We start from the raw sequence: 17,582 nt of genomic DNA, 5'->3' as shown, positions 1-17,582 counted from the left end.
CTTTGCACTTGCTACTTCACCGGATACGCTTGACCCTCATCGCAGTGGGCTTGCCGTAACGGTACGCGCCATCCGGACGATTTACGACAATCTGGTGGTGCAACTGCCTGACGGTTCCATCAAACCTTGGCTCGCTACGGAATGGAGTGTGTCAGAGGACGGCAAGAGTTACACATTCAAGCTGCGTGAAGGCGTGAAGTTCCATGATGGCACACCTTTTAATGCTGAAGCCGTGAAATACAATCTGGACCGGGTCATTGATCCGGCTACCAAAGCTGCCAATTCCATTGCCCTGATTAGACCCTACAGCTCCTCCGAGGTCATTGATGAATATACCATCAAGGTAAATCTGGAATCACCATCGCAAGCTTTTCTAGGCAACTTGAGTCAAGCGCTGCTGGGAATCGTATCCCCTACCGCTGCGAAGAAATATGGCGACCAGCTGGGTAAAAATCCGGTGGGCACAGGTCCGTATACCTTTGTGAAATGGGATGAAAATGCGGATATCGTCGTTGCCAAAAACAAGGATTACAACTGGGGACCTGAGACGGTTGAAAATAAAGCCGCACCACATGTGGATACGATCACATTCAAGATTGTACCGGAAGAAGCGACGCGCATCGGAAGTGTACAGAGTGGTCAGGTACTTGCTGCGGAGACGGTTCCACCACAGAATATCGCTGTGCTCAAGAACGATCCGAATCAACAGCTTTTGCAAGCCAACACAGTCGGTTTGCCGTATACTCTCTTTTTTAATCTGCGCAAAGCCCCTTGGGATGATGTGAAAGTAAGGCAGGCGGTACAATCCGCTGTCGATGTGGAATCCATTGTCAAAACACTGTATCTGGGCAACTACGAGCGTGCATGGTCTGCGTTGTCCCCAGGCATTCTCGGCTATGACGCCGCGCTGGAAGGAAGCATCAACCCGGACATTAACAAAGCCAATCAGTTGCTGGATGAACAAGGCTGGGTGAAAGGCGCTGACGGCATCCGTGCCAAAGACGGCCAGAAGCTGACCCTCCGTTATGTCGATGGTTCACCCAATCGGGAGAAGCGCAATGACATTGCCGCAATCATCCAGCAACAGCTGAAACAGGTGGGTATTGCTGTTGAAGTTGAAATTACGAAAGATGTTGCAACAGTCATCTATCAGAACTGGGATTATGATCTTTATGGCAACAGTCAGGTCAATTCCGATCCGAATGCACTGTACGCCTTTTATCATACAAGTGCAGAAGGTGAGCGTCCTACATTGTCCGGTTTGTCTGATCCGAAGATCGATGAACTGCTGGAGCAGGGAGCAGTCGAGAGTGACGCGGATAAACGTGCCGAGATCTACAATCAGATTCAACAATATCTGATTGAGCAAGCGGTGATCCTGCCGATCTATGTTTTCCCGTATACGGTCGCAGCATCCAAGAAAGTGGAAGGCATCAAGTTCGATTCACTGGGTTATCCATTGTTCAACGATGTACGAATTCAGCCCTAACATGAACAGTTCAACCTGATTCAGGAAGGAGATATCCCGGTATGGTTCACACGATACTGTCAAGACTTGCAACATCACTCCTGGTTATATTCGGAGCTTCGGTGCTGGTGTACTGCATCATGTATCTTCTGCCGGGTGATCCGGTTCTGCTCATGCTGGACCCATCCTCGGCTACCCCGGAGATGATCGAGAATCTGCGGGTTCAGCTTGGACTGGATCAGCCGTTTTACATCCAGTTTGCGAACTATTTCGGTGATATGCTGCGTGGGGATTTCGGCAAATCGATGATCAATTCGGATCCGGTTCTGCCGAAAATACTGGAACATTTTCCAGCCACACTGGCTTTGACCGCACTCAGCTCAATTATTGCCATCACGATCGGAATTACACTCGGTGTATTGTCTGCGATTCATCGCAATGGCGTGATTGATTTCGTCGCCCGGCTCGTTGGACTGTTTGGCATCTCCATGCCAACTTTCTGGACCGGTATTCTGCTCATCCTGTTATTCTCGGTACAACTTGGCTGGTTCCCGGCTATGGGTTCCGACGGGTTCAGTTCACTGGTTCTTCCGGCAGCAACACTGGGTCTTGTCGGTGCGGGGTTTATTGTACGTATGGTACGGAACAGCATGCTGGAAGTGATTAGTGAACCGTTTATCGTGGCGTTACGGGCCAAAGGACTTTCGGAGCGCGCCATCATGTATGGCCATGCGCTGCGTAATGCACTGATCCCTGCGGTAACCGTAATCGGTATGCTGATTGGTGACCTGCTTGCAGGAACGGTTGTGGTGGAGACCGTCTTCTCCAGACAGGGGATCGGCCGAATTATTGCAGATGCTCTCATGGCCAAGGATCTGCCAGTTGTACAGGGAGTTGTGTTCTTCACATCGATCATCTACGTTGTACTGAACTTACTGGTGGATATCTCGTATTCGTACATTGATCCTCGTGTCCGGCGTGCAGTTCGGACATGATTACGGATAGAACAGTAGAAGTGTTCTGAAGCGTAGTATGGAAGGAGGAGTTGTTTCTCATGAGCATGAAGAATGTGGCAGGTGACAAGAAAGCATGGGCAGGCAGTGTGGGACGTATACGTCTATGGAATCGCAGAGCTTGGCGGCATCGTGTCTCATTCGCGGTATCCCGGTTATTCGTTTATGCAGCATTACTGGTGGTCGTGTTTACCGTGGCGTGTGCGATTGTGCCGGGCTGGATTGCTCCTTATGATCCAACTCAGATGATGATGGATGCCATCCTGCAGGCTCCTTCTGCTGCGCACCTGTTCGGGACGGACTATTTTGGCAGAGATATCTTCAGTGTGGTTGTGCATGGAAGCAGGGATTCGCTGCTGATTGGATTTGCTTCGGTTCTTGTGGGCGGTATTGTCGGTAGTGCTCTTGGTATTATCTCCGGTTATGCTGGAGGAGTTGTCGATACCATAACCATGCGGGCTGTCGATATTCTGATGGCTGTACCCGGCGTGCTCCTGGCGTTGTCTGTTGCGGCTGCTCTCGGGCCAGGACTGATGAATATTGCACTGGCTGTTGCCGTTTCCTCCATTCCGGGTTACGCACGAGTGATGCGGGGGCAGGTCATATCGGTCAAGGGTCTGCCTTTCATTACAGCGACACGTTCACTGGGCGGTTCGAATACACGTATTTTCTGGAAACATGTACTGCCACATTCGTTGTCACCGCTCCTGGTTATGGCGACGCTGGGCGTTGGTACATCGATCCTGACAGGCTCCGGTCTCAGTTTTCTCGGACTTGGTGTGTTGAAGGAAATTCCCGATTGGGGCGCATTACTTTCGCAAGGGAGAGGTTATCTGACGGTTGCCTGGTGGATCTGTACGTTCCCGGGGTTGGCGATCACTTTGTTCGTACTGGCGGTGAATCTGATTGGAGACGATATTCGCGATCGGCTGGACCCCAGAGTCAAAGGCGCGGTCTGACTACTAATTATAGGAGGAGATCATCATGTCACATGTCGTTATCATTGCAGGAGCACCTTCCAAGCGTTCGCGTTTGACAGGGCTTACGGATTACAGCAGCAACAAGTTAAGCGAGGCAGGCATTACGGTTGAAGTCATTCATGTCGCGGATCTGCCCGCTGAGGATCTGGTGCAAGCCCGGTTTGACAGCTCATTCATTCGTGATGCATTGGCTGTCGTTGAAGCCGCGGATGCAGTTATTGTGGCTACGCCGGTATATAAGGCATCGTACTCGGGAGTACTCAAGCTGTTCCTGGATCTGATTCCGCAAGAAGGGTTACGCGGTAAGTTGACACTCCCACTCGTCATCGGTGGCTCCATTGCTCATCTGCTCGCCATTGATTATGCCTTGAAGCCTGTTCTGGCAGCCCTTGGTGGAAGACATATTCTGGGTGGGGTGTACGCAGTTGATCAGGGGATTGAACGATTGGATGATGGGAAGTTCACACTGACGGCGGATATTACAACACGTCTGGATCGTTCACTGGATGAATTGATATTGACACTGGAAAAGGATGGGATTACGATATCCTAAAACCAAGTAAGTTTATTGGATAAATCAATATGAGATCAAACGTCTGCGGACGTGGATACGGAGGCGCTCATGAATATTGAGAACATTGAAGCATTTGTATATATCAATCACTACGGAAGCTTCAATAAGGCTGCCGAAGTACTCTTCTTGTCCCAACCTTCGGTCACAGCTCGCATTCAGTCACTGGAAAGGGAGCTGGGCTGCAAGTTGTTTGATCGACTTGGCAAACAAATTGTGCTGACAGAAGAAGGTCGGAAATTCTTGCCGTATGCGCAGCAAGTGCTGCAAGTGATTCAGAAGGGCAAGCAGAAAATCCAGCAGCGCCGTACAACACCGGAAGCACTGCGTCTGGGGAGTACGGTGTCTGTATCCAATTACGTCATTCCCGATTTTCTACCCAAGATCAAGCAAGCTTATCCCGAAATTAACATCAAACTGACGACAGCGACAACGGATCAACTGATTGCCAAGTTGCTTAGTCAGGAGATCGATTTGGCTTTTGTACGCAAGGTCATGCATCCTGCGATCCGTACGGTCGCTTTTTATGAAGATCCGATCCAGCTATATGTGTACAAAGGTCATCCATTCATTGAGAGCGGGCATGTCAGCATGGAGGCGATCCGGCATGAGCAGCTGGTCTTTTTTGAATGTGGTTCACTGGACTGGCTTCGCATTCACCGGGCTTTCGACTCGCTGGAACACCCGCCGAATATTACATATCATGTCGATAATTCGGAGACGGCGAAGAAACTGGTTATGCAAGGAGCAGGTATAGCTTTTCTCCCGGGACTGACGGTGAAGAAGGAAGTGCAGAATCAGGAACTGTTCCCGATTCAGGTACATGAGGTGGCAGGTGTATCCTTGCAGATCAGCGTCGTTACGTTAAAAGAAGAACATTCGCCATTGGCAGAGCCCTTCGGGGAACTGTTGAGGCAACTATAAAACGTCTAACGTTGAATCTGACTTTTACACCAAAACGGAGAGTGCAGAACCAATCTGAAGATGGTACTGCAATCGGAGTGATAAAGTGTAACATCTCTAGTTCAAGTTAATCGTGGTTCAGTACAATCAAGGAGGAGACAAATATGAGTATTCGTGTTGGCATTTTGGATCAGACCCCGATCTATGAAGGGGAAACGCCGGTGGATGCTTTTCGGCATACGATTGAGCTGGCACAACGGGCAGAGCAGCTTGGATTCCATCGGTTCTGGGTATCAGAGCACCATGATGGACAGCATGTCGCAGGCTCTTCCCCGGAAGTACTCATCTCCCACTTGCTAGCCCATACGAAGCGGATTCGACTCGGATCTGGCGGAGTGATGTTACAGCATTACAGCCCGTACAAAGTGGCCGAGAACTTCAATGTACTCGCCGCACTCGGACCTGGAAGAATCGACCTGGGCATTGGCCGGGCACCAGGCGGATTACCCCGTTCAACACAGGCGTTGCAGGAAGGTATTCAGGAAGCAGCATCCCTCAAAGAGAAAATTACTCAGGTGAACAGGTACATCCACAATGAGCCGCATGAAGATTCATCTCATGCACTTGCGGGGCTTACGGCTTCGCCTGTATCCGATATTCCAGCGGAGCTGTATGTGCTGGGGGCCAGTGTCGATAGTGCAGGTATGGCTGCGGAACTTGGACTCCCGTATGTCTTTTCACTGTTCATTAACAGCAATACAGAGGTGGCACATGAAGCCATTCGTATATATCGTGAACAATTCGATCGTTCCCAGGGACGTGAGCCCTATGCCGCTCTTGCAATATCGTTAATTGTGGCGGAGAGTGAAGAAGAAGCGGAAGGACTTGCAAGTGAACATAAGCTAGTGAGGATTCACATGGAAAGTGGCAAAGTGCTGACGGTAGGTTCTGTTGAGCAGGCGGAGGAATTTGGACGTCAGTCCAACGAAAAGTACCGACTCGAAATTCTCGAACCGAGCGCGACCCGGGGCACGAAAACAACGGTAGGTCGGGAGCTGTTGAAGTTCCAGCAGGATTTTGCAGTGGAAGAGTTGATTGTGACTACGGCTACACGGGACTTTTCCAAGCGGATTCGTTCTTTTGAATTGTTGCGTGAGATATTGGCAGAGCAAGGACTCCGTGAATTTACATTTGAAACGAAGGAAGAAGAAGCTGCAATGGGGTAGCGATGTGCGACTGTTGAGTACAGACATATGATTATTCTTGGACTATATAAGTTGAACTAAAGATTATTCACACGGACACTACGATGACAGAATAACCTTCCAATCGCTGTTATCCTCAGGTTTTTTCTGTCCTCTCCGTTATCGTGTGAATGGTTACACATGGGAGGCCGTGTCATGAAAAGTGATCTGGAACAGCTTGGACAGCAAGCAGATCAGCAGGCTGGAGAGCAGGAGCTGACTAAGCAGGAAGCCGAACCACAAGTTGAGCAGCAAGTGCAGGACCCCAAGCATAAGCTTGACGGGGAACGAGCAGAAGAGTTCACTGCGCGTCTGATCACCATTCGGCGGCATTTGCATCGCAACCCGGAACTATCCGGCGACGAAAGGGAGACGACAGCAGCCATTCGTGGTTGGCTGGAAGAAGAAGGCGTTCGGATTGCAGACGAATATACACTGCGAACAGGGCTTATAGCCGAGGTGGGTCCAGGAGATGGCCCTGTTGTTGCCCTTAGAGCGGACATTGATGCGCTGCCCATTCAGGAGGAAACGAAGTTGGATTTTGCATCCCAGGTGCATGGCCGAATGCATGCTTGTGGTCATGACGCACATACGGCGATTCTGATTGGTGCTGCGCGATTACTGAAACAGCGCGAGTCCAGCCTTCCGGGCAAGGTACGTTTCATTTTCCAGCCCTCGGAGGAAAAAGCAACAGGCGCACGGCAAGTAATCCAGAGTGGGGCATTATCTGATGTTCAGGCTGTATTCGGGTTGCATAACAAGCCTGACCTGCAAGTGGGTACGGTGGGCATTCGGGAAGGTGCGTTAATGGCAGCGGCAGATGGTTTTGTTGTCAAAGTAGAAGGTGTAGGCACCCACGCTGCTGTGCCGGAGGCGGGCATTGATCCGATTGTCGTCGCCGCACATATCGTTACTGCGCTACAGGCGATTGTGAGTCGTAATGTGGGTGCCCAGGAGAGCGCCGTCATCAGCGTGACCAAGATCCACAGCGGCACCGCCTGGAACGTCATCCCCGATGAGGCCATACTGGATGGCACGGTGCGTACCTTTGACGAGAAGGTTCGTGCTCGTATTCGCGAACGTTTCAATCAGGTAGTTACAGGTGTGGCGGCAGCCTATGGCACACGCGCAACGGTTCGCTGGATTCAGGGACCGCCGGCTGTGGTCAACGATGAATCGCTGGCAATTGCCGCAGAACACGTCGCGAGTGAGCTTGGGCTGAACCGTGTCAGACCGTTGCCTTCTCCAGCGGGAGAGGACTTTTCTTTTTATCAAAAAGAAGTTCCGGGCCTATTCCTGTTCCTTGGTACATCAGGTCCACATGAATGGCATCATCCGGGCTTTGATGTGGATGAACGGGCACTGCCGCTTGGGGCATATCTTCTGGCCGGGCTGGCTGAGCAGGCACTGCAACGTTTGCAATCTGAAAAGGTAGTCGTGACTTAAAGAAATGTAGTGGTAACCTCAATTATATTCAGAATATACAGTTCGATCCTGCGATAACAGCCGCAATATAGCGGTTAACAAGAGCAAGATTAGATCATACAATGGATCGTAATCTCCCTGAATTTTTGATCTGGGCTGCGCATAAGCGTCAGCTCTGTTTTTGTTTTCTTTTGCCAAAAGAGGCTCGAAACTGTACGGTGACTACCCTTTATAGTTGGAAATATTTGTTGACGCTCTCTAATGGTCGAATATACCGCCAAGTTGAACCGGAATGTATGGATTGGTTTATTTATTGCGACAGCTGATTTGGGTATTTCTCTGGGTGGTGTGATCATGGGACCGCTGGCTGACTTCTTCTCCTATTCATTTATGTACATGATGTGTGCTATCCTAGGAGCGGTAATGATCGTTTTTGCCTATGAACGGCGAAAATCGGTTACAGGACCATCGGTGAACTGACAGCCAGAGAAAGTAGGTACGATATGTTGAAGTCTTCTGTAACGGCAGCATCCAATGGAAAATTAAATCCAACATCCTTTTCCTTTTTCCGGTTTTATATGCTGGCCTTTTTATTTTTTGCAGCGAATTCTGCATTGACGATTATTTTGCCCCTGCGAAGTGAGGCGGCTGGATTAAATCAGGCGGAAATTGGTCTGATGATGGGAGCCTATATGTTCACCTGTATGCTCTTGAGACCCTTTGCTGCACAGATGCTGGGCAAACATGGACCGCTCCAGGTGATGAAGTGGTTGCTGATCCTGCATGCCGGAACACTGCTGCTATTTGTTGTTTTCGGTGTGGAGACGTATCTGTGGCTCAGGGCATTGCAAGGGGTGGCGACGGCGTTTTTCTCCATGACGATGCAGGCGGGCATTGTGGAGAAGCTGGAGGACAAGGATCGGGCACAAGGGTTGTCCATGTACACTTTGTTTACGATGGTGCCTTCGCTGGTCATTCCCATACTTGCCATACAAATCTGGGAGAATGCCAGCAATCTGGCTTTTACGATAATGATGCTGGGACTTGCAGCCTTGCCGCTTCTGATCGGATACAATGTGGACTTGCCTTCAAGTACAGTTCAGAATAAATCGTATACGCTAGGCGATATGCTACGTTCGTTCAGTGGCATTTGGCGCAGTACGCCGCTGCTCATCAGCAGTGTGGTGATGCTGTTTGCATCCTGTGTGTTTGGAGCAACAGCGACCTTTCTTCCACTCTATATGGTATCAACAGGCGTGGCGAGTGCAGGGGTGTTTCTGACAATTCAGGGTCTGGTTGTGATTCTGTGCAGGTTCATTTTGCGCAAAAAAATCCCGTCTGACGGGAGCTGGAATACCTGGCTCATGGCAGGTCTACTGCTGAGTGCAGCACTGGGGACCCAGTTGCTCAGTCTGTTGGATACGCTTGGGCCGCTGGTGTACCTCTCTGCGGTGTTCAGTGGTTTTGCGTTGGCGTTACTGTATCCGACACTAACCACCTATCTGTCTTTCGTGCTGCCAGCGGATTCCAGATATGTACTCATGGGTATCTTTATGTCCTCGTATGATCTGGGATTCTCTCTGGGAGGACTCGCGATGGGGCTTATTGTGCAGAGCAGCTCGTATTCGACCATGTTTATGATCTGCACGCTACTCTCTGTCGCAGCGATGGTTCTGGTGATTATTTTCAGACAACAGATGGAAGCGGGGAACAGTTCCAGATCTACAGTCGCGAGTTGAACTCAGGTCAGTGGAGTGGAATACTCTTGCAGAGTAAGTCGGTAGGATGCTGAAATTGGGGACCTGTGCGCTGGGCAAGTAGGTGTCTCTATGGATGTTAAAAATGAAAGGCTTATGGACTGACTTTTCCCGGGGCTATCGTCATGGTACGAAGCTGCTGCAGGAGAAGAGACCATAGGCTTTTTTTTTCAGTGTTTTATCGTATATCGTAGTAAGAATAGTTTGACAATGGCAGCCAAGAGGATTATAGTCATTATTGTTAATCGTAATAATTACTATTAAAGTTCGAATCAACTGAACTGTACCTATAAGGAGTAGATATTCATGACACAAAAGAAAATACCGGTAACCGTACTGAGCGGTTATCTGGGTTCAGGTAAAACGACGGTTCTGAATCATGTGCTGCACAATCGGCAAGGGCTAAAAGTAGCTGTCATCGTGAATGACATGAGCGAGGTCAATATTGATGCAGCCATGGTGAAGGGCGAGGCGACGTTGTCCCGTACCGAAGAGAAACTGGTGGAGCTATCCAACGGCTGTATCTGCTGCACTTTGCGGGATGATCTAATGCAGGAGATTGAGAAGCTGGTGAACGAGGGCAAGTATGACTATATCCTGATTGAATCGACAGGCATCAGCGAACCTGTTCCAGTGGCGCAGACGTTTACATACGCCGATGAGGAGTCGGGTATCGATCTGACCCGTCTGGCGAAATTGGATTGTCTGGTAACCGTGGTGGATGCCAATCGATTCTGGCATGATTACGCTTCGGGACAGAGCTTGCTGGACCGGAACCAGGCGACCGGAGATGAGGATACCCGGGATGTGGTAGACCTGCTGATTGATCAGATCGAGACTTGTGATGTACTGCTGTTGAACAAGTGTGATCTGGTGGATGAAGTGGAACTGAACAAACTGGAGGGCATCATCCGCAAGCTCCAGCCGAATGCCCAAATCATTCGCACCGTGAACGGACAGGTGAACCCGTCCGAGATTCTGAACACCGGCCGCTTTGATTTTGAACAAGTGAGCATGTCTGCCGGATGGATTCAGGAACTGGAGAAAGAGTCGCATACGCCAGAGACCGAGGAATACGGCATTGGTTCCTTCGTGTATCGCCGCAGGAAGCCATTCCATCCTTCCCGTCTGGCTGAATTCATGAGTTACTGGCCAGAAGAAGTCGTGCGTGCCAAAGGATTGGTATGGCTTGCGGCTGAAGGAGATGTCGCTGCAAGCTTGAGTCAGGCTGGCCCATCCATTCAATTCGGCCCTGCCGGGCATTGGGTTGCCGCGTTGCCGGAAGCGGACAAGGAAGAGATTTTGCGGACCGAACCGGATGTTCTGGAGAAGTGGGATGCCCAGTGGGGAGATCGCCAGACGGAGCTGGTCATGATCGGGATCGACATGGAACGTTCGATCATCGAAGATGAGCTGGATCAGTGCCTGCTCAGCGATGAAGAGATGCTGGCAGATTGGGGTCATTTTGACAATCCGCTGCCATGGCCTGTGGAAGCTGTGTGACAGAATTACAAAAGAAGACATGATCAACGGATGATGACACTGAAACGGAGAGTGCAGTACCCGCTGCTCACTCCTAAGAAGCGAAGCGTTCGCGGTTATTACGGATTTTCCCTTTGGACAAGAGAATTAAGAATTCATAAAGGAGCTGAAAACGCCCGCGTGGATATTCTGCAACTTCAAGGTGTCCCGAATCAAGTTCCATGAACTGGCTCATCAAGGTCAGATTCCTGGCGTAACAAAATCCAGTTGGTAGAAGAATAATGAAGGAATTTATTCAACATCATACAAGAGAGAACATTTCTTCTAAAAACTCCCCTTCGCCAAATTGGCGAGAGTGGGAGTTTTTTTGTTTCCAAACATAACTGAAACAAAGAGGCGCTTTTCCAGTGTTTTTTTTGTTTAACCATAATGAGGTCTTATGATCTGTCTATAACGAATGATTGTGCATCATTCGAAATTGCATTGGCGTTACGTTTTCCTGAGTCTTAAAACATCGGATGAAGTAGCTTGACTGTGAGAACCCTGTTTCCAACGTGATTTGTTTAATGGAAAGGTTGGTCGTAGCCAACAGCTGCTTCGCATGTAATAGCCTGGATTCCATGAGGAATTCCGGGAAGGAGACTCCAAACGTATGACTGAACTTGCGGCTGAAGTAGGGTGTGCTGTATCCGGCAATTCCGGCAGCGTGGTCCAGTGAGATGTGCTCGTTACTATGGGAACGAATATAATTCCCTGCTTCACGAATTCTCTCTGATGTGTGATTCAAGGAAACATTAATCTGGCTCGCTGCGGATTGTAATCTGGTCAAAAGCTCATACAGTGTTGCTGCCATGCTGTACTCGTCATCAACTTGATAGCCCCTTCCCAGCTCCAGCAATTTATTCATCAGCATCGTAACCATTGGAAAGTTGGAACATTGAAACAGCCATGGCTCGTCAACTCCTTTTCCATTTAACAGTTCTTCAAGACGAATTCCGTAGAAGTGAATCCAACGAATACTCCAGGGATCATCGGAGTCGGAGTAGTAGGTTTGTCTGAGACCAGGACCATAGAGGAATCCCTGTCCACGCGTTAACTCATAACGTGCGGTTCCGGTGTCCAGGAATCCTTTACCGTTAAGTACAAGGTGCAGATTGTAGCATTGATCCAAGTTGATTTCGGTAGTGCCATATTCTCGATGCACACGATGCTTCGGAAAGTCACTGTACCCTCCCATAAAATCGGGAAAGCATACATGTCTGGGGAAAACGGGCTTTGGGAGAAAGATGTGTTCCTTCACGTGAATCCTCCATTTGAACGCAATATTTTTATGTAATGAACCTAAATAGATTCAGTTAACTGTTGTTTGAATCTATGACAATGACAATATTTTATTATAAGTCGCATAATCTTGTCATTTATTATAAGTGAAGAATCCAATAGAATGGAGGCATTATGGCAGGTTAGAGGGGGCAACTAAAGTTGGCAAAATCAATACAAATGGATGAATTGAAACTAGGGGTCTGTTATTACCCGGAGCATTGGTCGGAACAGTTGTGGGAGGACGATTTCCGTAGAATGCAAGAGATGAATATTACGGTTATTCGGATGGCTGAATTCGCATGGTCCATATTTGAACCGGAAGAAGACCAGTTCGATTTTAGTTTTTTCCAGAAGGCACTGGATCTGGCACATCAATATGGCTTGAGCGTTATTTTGGGGACGCCTACTGCAACTCCACCAGCGTGGTTGACATCCAAATATCCCGAAGTATTGAATGCGAATAAGGACGGGGTATTGTATCAACATGGCATGCGACGCCATACCAACTACAGCAGCCCAATCTACAGACAGCAATGTGAAAAAATCGTACACAATATGGTGATTGCCTATAAAGACCATCCGGCTCTCATTGGCTGGCAGATCGATAACGAATTCAATTGCCATATGGATGTGTTCTACGCTGACGCAGATCATGTCGCCTTTCGTAAATGGCTCAAGAATCGTTATGAATCGTTGGAGAACCTGAACCAGGCTTGGGGCACCGTTTTTTGGAGTCAGACCTATACCGACTGGGAGCAAGTTCACCTTACCCGAAATATGGTCAGTCCATCGCCCAATCCTCACCTGGCATTGGATGAAAAGAGATTCATATCAGCCAATACGATTTCATTTGCCAAACTTCAGGTGGACATCATACGGGAACTGGACCCGAAACATTGGATCACGACAAACGGTACATTTGGACACTTGGATAATCATGAAATGACAGAGGACCTATTGGATTTCTTCTCCTATGATTCGTATCCGCAGTTTGCCACGATCTTCCCAGGGACAGACGACAACTCGTTACAAGACCGGGCGTGGAGCATGAAACTGTCCAACGTACGCCATATGTCACCGAACTTCTGCGTGATGGAACAACAGTCTGGGCCAGGAGGCTGGGTCGATAGTATCGGCATGGGTACGCCAAGACCCGGTCAGATCCGATTATGGTCATATCAATCTGTTCTTCATGGTACTGATTTGCTTGTCTACTTCCGCTGGCGGACGGCAACGTTCGGAACCGAGATGTACTGGCATGGCATCAATGATTACCATAATGGGCCCAACAGAAGGGTCCGCGAGGTTGCACAAGTAGGTGAAGAGTTTGCCAAGATCGGGCGCATTATTGCGGGCACGACATATCAAGCCGATGTTGCCATCCTGCAAGATTACGATAACATCTGGGATGGAGAGTTAGACCAGTGGCACGGTCCGCTTCATCAACAGAGTGTACGCTCCTGGTATAAGCAACTACAGTATCGTCATATTCCTACGGATATGGTTACACTGCAACCAACGACAACATTGGAGGAGTTATCCAAATATAAAGTGATCATCTACGCTCACCCGGCCATCATGACAGACGAAACAGCAGAACTTCTGCAATCCTATGTCAGTCAAGGGGGTACCCTGTTTTTTGGTGCCCGTACTGGTTATAAAGACCTCAAGGGGCATTGTTATATGAGACCATTCCCAGGGGCTGTCGCTGAGCTGTGTGGTGTAACCGTTGAAGATTTTACATTAGTCAAAGGAACCGTTCCCGCAGCCAACCTACAATGGAATGGGGAGAATGAGAGACTTCAGGAGGGAACACCTACGGCGTTATTCAACGAAGTTCTTCATGTGGAGCATCCCGAAGTGCAGGTCATGGCCGAGTATGCATCCGAGTACTATGCAGGTAGTCCTGCTTTGACTAAACGTGCGGTAGGTCAGGGGGAGGTATGGTATTATGGGGCGGCTTACAATGAACCAGTTGTAGATGCACTCCTGGATGAAATAGGGCTATCTTCGCCTGTGGATGATCTGATCGAGGTGCCGTCCGAAGTTGAACTTGGTATCCGTTCTGGTAAGGACAAAGGTTGTTTATTCTTACTCAACTACTCGGATCAACAAGTGAGCATCAGGCTTAAAAAGGAAGCCAAAGAGTTACTATCGGGTACAACCGTTCAGAATGAAATCAATATGCCTGCGTATGGTGTGTTCATTTTTGAAATAGATCTGCCGCTATGAGTTTATGTTTCTAACGAATCCGACACACGCTATTTGATCCAAATTGGGCAGGTCCGATATGTAACGAATCTCAGAGACGTTATTCGGCCATATGGGGTCGATTTTTAAACGCAGAAGCTAATTTTAGCAGGAATAGCGTGACTGAGATTCGTTAGAAATTGAATGAAGTGATATTTCCCCTAATAAGCTTTGCTAGGTTCGTATGTGTATTTTGTATAACTATGTTCGTATAACTGTCCTTCAACTACGTTTCGTACAAAATTTCGCCTGTCCGTGACACATCATACCCCTCAAATGATTGCAGTTCCTGTATGAACGCCGGGGACTGGAGAATACGCAGGACCGAATCTGTCCAGGCTTCATTGCCTGGCTTTTTTAACATGACCAGATCATAACGTTCCTGCACGAGCGGGATGAAATCAACCTGTCCAACAAGACGTGCAGCCTTCTCGATCCCAACGCCCACATCGGCTTCCCCGGAACTGACTTTGGCAGCTACCCCCATGTGACTTGTTTCTTCCACATCATACCCGAGCAGACCTGTGGATGAGATTCCATGTAATCGAAGCTGTTCGTCCAGCAATACCCGTGCGCCAGAGCCTTTCTCCCGATTAGCCAGCCTAAGCGCAGTCTGGCTCAGATCGGTCCAATCCTGCAAGTGGTGCGGGTTGCCACGTTGTACATATAGTCCGGCAGGACGTGACAACAGATTAACCACTACATATGACCATCCCGTCAGAATTTTGCGGATATACGGCAGATTATATTCACCGGTATCTCCATCGAGCAGGTGGGTACTGACCAGATCAGACTCCCCGCGATACATGGAGATGAGTCCATCCAGACTGCCCATAAACGAGCGCAGCGGACGGATGTCACGTGTCTGCTTTTCCATATGACGCATCAGAATATCGAGACTGACATCCTGACCTGTAATGACCAGATGCCTTGCTGTATGGGCTGTCATCGCATATCCAGATACAGCTGGAGCAATCGGGGGCACAGATCCGGCTGAGTTTACCATAAGAGGTGCGACATTCCGGGTATCCCGTTGCCCGGCATGTGTCCCGGAAGCCAAAGGCTGATCCGAAGCCGAAGTGTGTTGACCTGGGGACTGAAGTTGCTTGGATCGACGTTTATAGGCTTCCAGATCGGTTGCATCAATCCGCATCTGTTTGCCGACACGATATGCGACGAGGTCACCCTTTTTGATCAGGTCATAGACCGTTAGTTTGGATATTTTGAGCAGCTTGGATATTTCTTCAGTCGTATAGGATTGCTCCTCTGTCATATGTGAAGATCCTCCTTCAAAGGAATAGAGCATATATAGTTGTACTACATCAGTGTCTTTCATGGGGTCGAGTCATGCATCGTGATGGATCTTTCTTGTACTATACCATTAATCGAAGGATGCCATAAACCTGGGAACACGGAATGAAGACGTAAGATAGATATCAAAAACAGAATGTGATCGAAACTTACCTTCCCATTTTATTCGTCTTGTGTATAATCAATTATATCTAGTTATAACTAAACATAACATTGGGGGATGACGAATGAGAAAGCGTATTGGATATGTATTAGGAAGTATGTCACTGGGACTGGCCATTGTATTGGCTGGTTGTGGGGCAAATGCGGGCACGGGCACGGCAGATTCCCCCACGGCTGTTGAATCAACGACTTCTACGCCAGCGGCATCAGGTGAGAATACATCCACGGACAATGCCGATCCACAAGAAACGGTAGATCTGACGATTTCGGCGGCGGCCAGTCTGACAGATGCAATGAAAGAGATTGAGACCAATTATGAGCTTGCTCATCCTTATATTGAATTGAATTTCAACTTTGGCGCATCAGGTGCTTTGCAACAGCAGATTGAGCAGGGTGCACCTGCTGATATCTTCGTATCGGCGGCGACCAAAAATATGAATGCGCTCGTGGACGAGAACCTGATTGCTTCAGCTGATCAGAAGAATTTGCTGCAAAATTCACTGGTGGCCATTGTGCCTGCTGACGGAACAAATGCAGTGACCAGTGAGAAGGATCTTACCAGTGATTCGATCAAGACCGTAGCAATTGGAATCCCGGAAAGTGTGCCTGCGGGAACCTATGCCAAGGAAGCTCTGACGAATGCGAAGCTGTGGGACCAACTGGAAGACAAGCTTGTACAAGGTAAAGACGTTAGACAGGTTCTTCAATATGTAGAGACAGGCAATGCGGATGCAGGCTTTGTATACAAAACGGATGCTTTGACTTCCGATCAGGTGAAAATTGCGTTTGAGGTGGACCAAAATAGTTATACGCCTGCCAAGTATCCCATTGGTATTATTGAAGGTACGAAACACCGCACGGAAGCCGAACAATTCTACACCTATTTGCAGACCCCTGAAGTGTTGGACATCTTCACCAAATACGGGTTCTCGATTCCGGAATGAACGTGAACGCAATAGATTGGTCCGTATTCTGGTCACCGATTCGCTTGTCTCTACAAGTCGCACTATTATCTAGCGTGGTTGCCGCAGTGTTCGGGATTGCCGTAGCCTGGAAAATGTCACGTACCCAATTTCGGGGTAAAATTATTCTGGAAACGGTGTTTATGCTTCCGCTCGTACTTCCGCCGACGGTGGTCGGATTTCTGTTACTGGTGATATTGGGACGCAAAAGTTTGCTAGGGCGCTGGATTGAAGCCATCTTCTCTGCACCGGTTATTTTCTCGTGGTGGGCTGCCGTGATTGCTTCAGTGGTGGTTGCTTTCCCGCTCGTATATCAGACGATGAAATCCGGGTTCGGCGGTGTAGATCGTGATCTGGAAGATGCAGGCCGATCCATCGGGGCGAATGAGTGGCAGGTGTTCCGGTATATTTCCCTGCCGCTTGCAGGCAGGGCGTTAATGACAGCTTTCATCTTGGGCTTTGCCCGGGCACTCGGGGAATTTGGAGCCACACTTATGATTGCAGGCAATATTCCGGGCAAAACACAGACGGTACCCACAGCAATCTATGTCGCTGTCGATTCGGGTAACCAGACTATGGCCTGGGCCTGGACGGTGTCCATTATCATCATCTCATTCATTATGTTACTGATGACAAGACAGCCAAGAGACGGAAAAAATGATTGAATTTATAAGTATCCATGTTATATAAAAGACGAAACCCGCTGTGAGGAAATAACGCCTTGAAGCGGG

The 17,582-nt window shown here is 48.8% G+C and carries 14 protein-coding genes and 2 pseudogenes; 14 read left to right on the top strand and 2 right to left on the bottom strand.

Translation table 11 applies throughout. The features are described from left to right. Window positions 1-97 precede the first annotated feature (97 nt). From C0Q44_RS24455 to C0Q44_RS24405, 11 genes and pseudogenes are all read left to right on the top strand, one after another. The gene (locus tag C0Q44_RS24455; protein WP_374955147.1) at window positions 98-1,489 is read left to right on the top strand and encodes an ABC transporter substrate-binding protein; all 1,392 of its coding nucleotides are present in this window, start codon (window positions 98-100) and stop codon (window positions 1,487-1,489) included. A gap of 41 nt (window positions 1,490-1,530) precedes the next feature. After that, the gene (locus C0Q44_RS24450; protein WP_105409818.1) at window positions 1,531-2,463 is read left to right on the top strand and encodes an ABC transporter permease; all 933 of its coding nucleotides are present in this window, start codon (window positions 1,531-1,533) and stop codon (window positions 2,461-2,463) included. 59 nt (window positions 2,464-2,522) lie between these two features. After that, window positions 2,523-3,440 (top strand): ABC transporter permease, encoded by a 918-nt coding sequence (locus C0Q44_RS24445; protein WP_105409817.1) that lies wholly within the window; start codon window positions 2,523-2,525, stop codon window positions 3,438-3,440. Window positions 3,441-3,465: 25 nt separating this feature from the next. After that, window positions 3,466-4,014, top strand: a complete 549-nt coding sequence (gene ssuE / locus C0Q44_RS24440) for an NADPH-dependent FMN reductase (protein ID WP_105409816.1) — start codon at window positions 3,466-3,468, stop codon at window positions 4,012-4,014. A gap of 69 nt (window positions 4,015-4,083) precedes the next feature. After that, window positions 4,084-4,956, top strand: a complete 873-nt coding sequence (locus C0Q44_RS24435; protein ID WP_105409815.1) for a LysR family transcriptional regulator — start codon at window positions 4,084-4,086, stop codon at window positions 4,954-4,956. Between the two features lie 143 nt (window positions 4,957-5,099). Next, the gene (locus C0Q44_RS24430) at window positions 5,100-6,161 is read left to right on the top strand and encodes an LLM class flavin-dependent oxidoreductase (protein WP_105409814.1); all 1,062 of its coding nucleotides are present in this window, start codon (window positions 5,100-5,102) and stop codon (window positions 6,159-6,161) included. 174 nt (window positions 6,162-6,335) lie between these two features. After that, window positions 6,336-7,625 carry an amidohydrolase gene (locus C0Q44_RS24425; protein WP_258166536.1) on the top strand — a complete coding sequence of 430 codons (1,290 nt, stop codon included), beginning with the start codon at window positions 6,336-6,338 and terminating at the stop codon, window positions 7,623-7,625. Window positions 7,626-7,889: 264 nt separating this feature from the next. Beyond that, window positions 7,890-8,084, top strand: a pseudogene (locus C0Q44_RS24420) (staphylopine family metallophore export MFS transporter CntE); the annotation flags it as partial. Between the two features lie 23 nt (window positions 8,085-8,107). Further along, on the top strand, window positions 8,108-9,343 hold the full coding sequence (cntE, locus tag C0Q44_RS24415; protein ID WP_181151163.1) for a staphylopine family metallophore export MFS transporter CntE: 1,236 nt from the start codon (window positions 8,108-8,110) through the stop codon (window positions 9,341-9,343). A gap of 324 nt (window positions 9,344-9,667) precedes the next feature. Further along, window positions 9,668-10,864: a GTP-binding protein gene (locus C0Q44_RS24410; RefSeq protein WP_105409813.1), complete on the top strand. Its 1,197-nt coding sequence runs from the start codon at window positions 9,668-9,670 to the stop codon at window positions 10,862-10,864. Window positions 10,865-11,016: 152 nt separating this feature from the next. Next, window positions 11,017-11,117 (top strand): annotated as a pseudogene (locus C0Q44_RS24405) (30S ribosomal protein S14); the annotation flags it as partial. A 174-nt stretch (window positions 11,118-11,291) separates the two neighbouring features. On the opposite strand, the gene C0Q44_RS24400 reads toward C0Q44_RS24405, so the two are convergent. Then, on the bottom strand, window positions 11,292-12,047 hold the full coding sequence (locus C0Q44_RS24400; RefSeq protein WP_258166535.1) for a helix-turn-helix domain-containing protein: 756 nt from the start codon (window positions 12,045-12,047) through the stop codon (window positions 11,292-11,294). A gap of 278 nt (window positions 12,048-12,325) precedes the next feature. Between C0Q44_RS24400 and C0Q44_RS24395 the strand changes: the two genes are divergently transcribed. Continuing rightward, window positions 12,326-14,398 carry a beta-galactosidase gene (locus tag C0Q44_RS24395; protein WP_105409811.1) on the top strand — a complete coding sequence of 691 codons (2,073 nt, stop codon included), beginning with the start codon at window positions 12,326-12,328 and terminating at the stop codon, window positions 14,396-14,398. Window positions 14,399-14,642: 244 nt separating this feature from the next. On the opposite strand, the gene C0Q44_RS24390 is transcribed toward C0Q44_RS24395, so the two are convergent. Further along, the gene (locus tag C0Q44_RS24390; protein WP_105409810.1) at window positions 14,643-15,689 is read right to left on the bottom strand and encodes a substrate-binding domain-containing protein; all 1,047 of its coding nucleotides are present in this window, start codon (window positions 15,687-15,689) and stop codon (window positions 14,643-14,645) included. A gap of 265 nt (window positions 15,690-15,954) precedes the next feature. On the opposite strand from C0Q44_RS24390, the gene modA reads away from it, so the two are divergent. After that, window positions 15,955-16,833: a molybdate ABC transporter substrate-binding protein gene (gene modA, locus C0Q44_RS24385; RefSeq protein WP_105409809.1), complete on the top strand. Its 879-nt coding sequence runs from the start codon at window positions 15,955-15,957 to the stop codon at window positions 16,831-16,833. Beyond that, window positions 16,830-17,516, top strand: coding sequence for a molybdate ABC transporter permease subunit (gene modB / locus C0Q44_RS24380; protein ID WP_181151162.1), 687 nt, complete (start codon window positions 16,830-16,832; stop codon window positions 17,514-17,516). Before modA ends, modB begins: the two co-directional genes overlap by 4 nt. The last annotated feature ends 66 nt before the right edge of the window (window positions 17,517-17,582 follow it).

Origin of the sequence: Paenibacillus sp. PCH8 (genome assembly GCF_002968835.1) — a bacterium.
Lineage (GTDB): Bacteria > Bacillota > Bacilli > Paenibacillales > Paenibacillaceae > Paenibacillus.
This window is presented reverse-complemented; position numbering and strand designations above follow the sequence as displayed.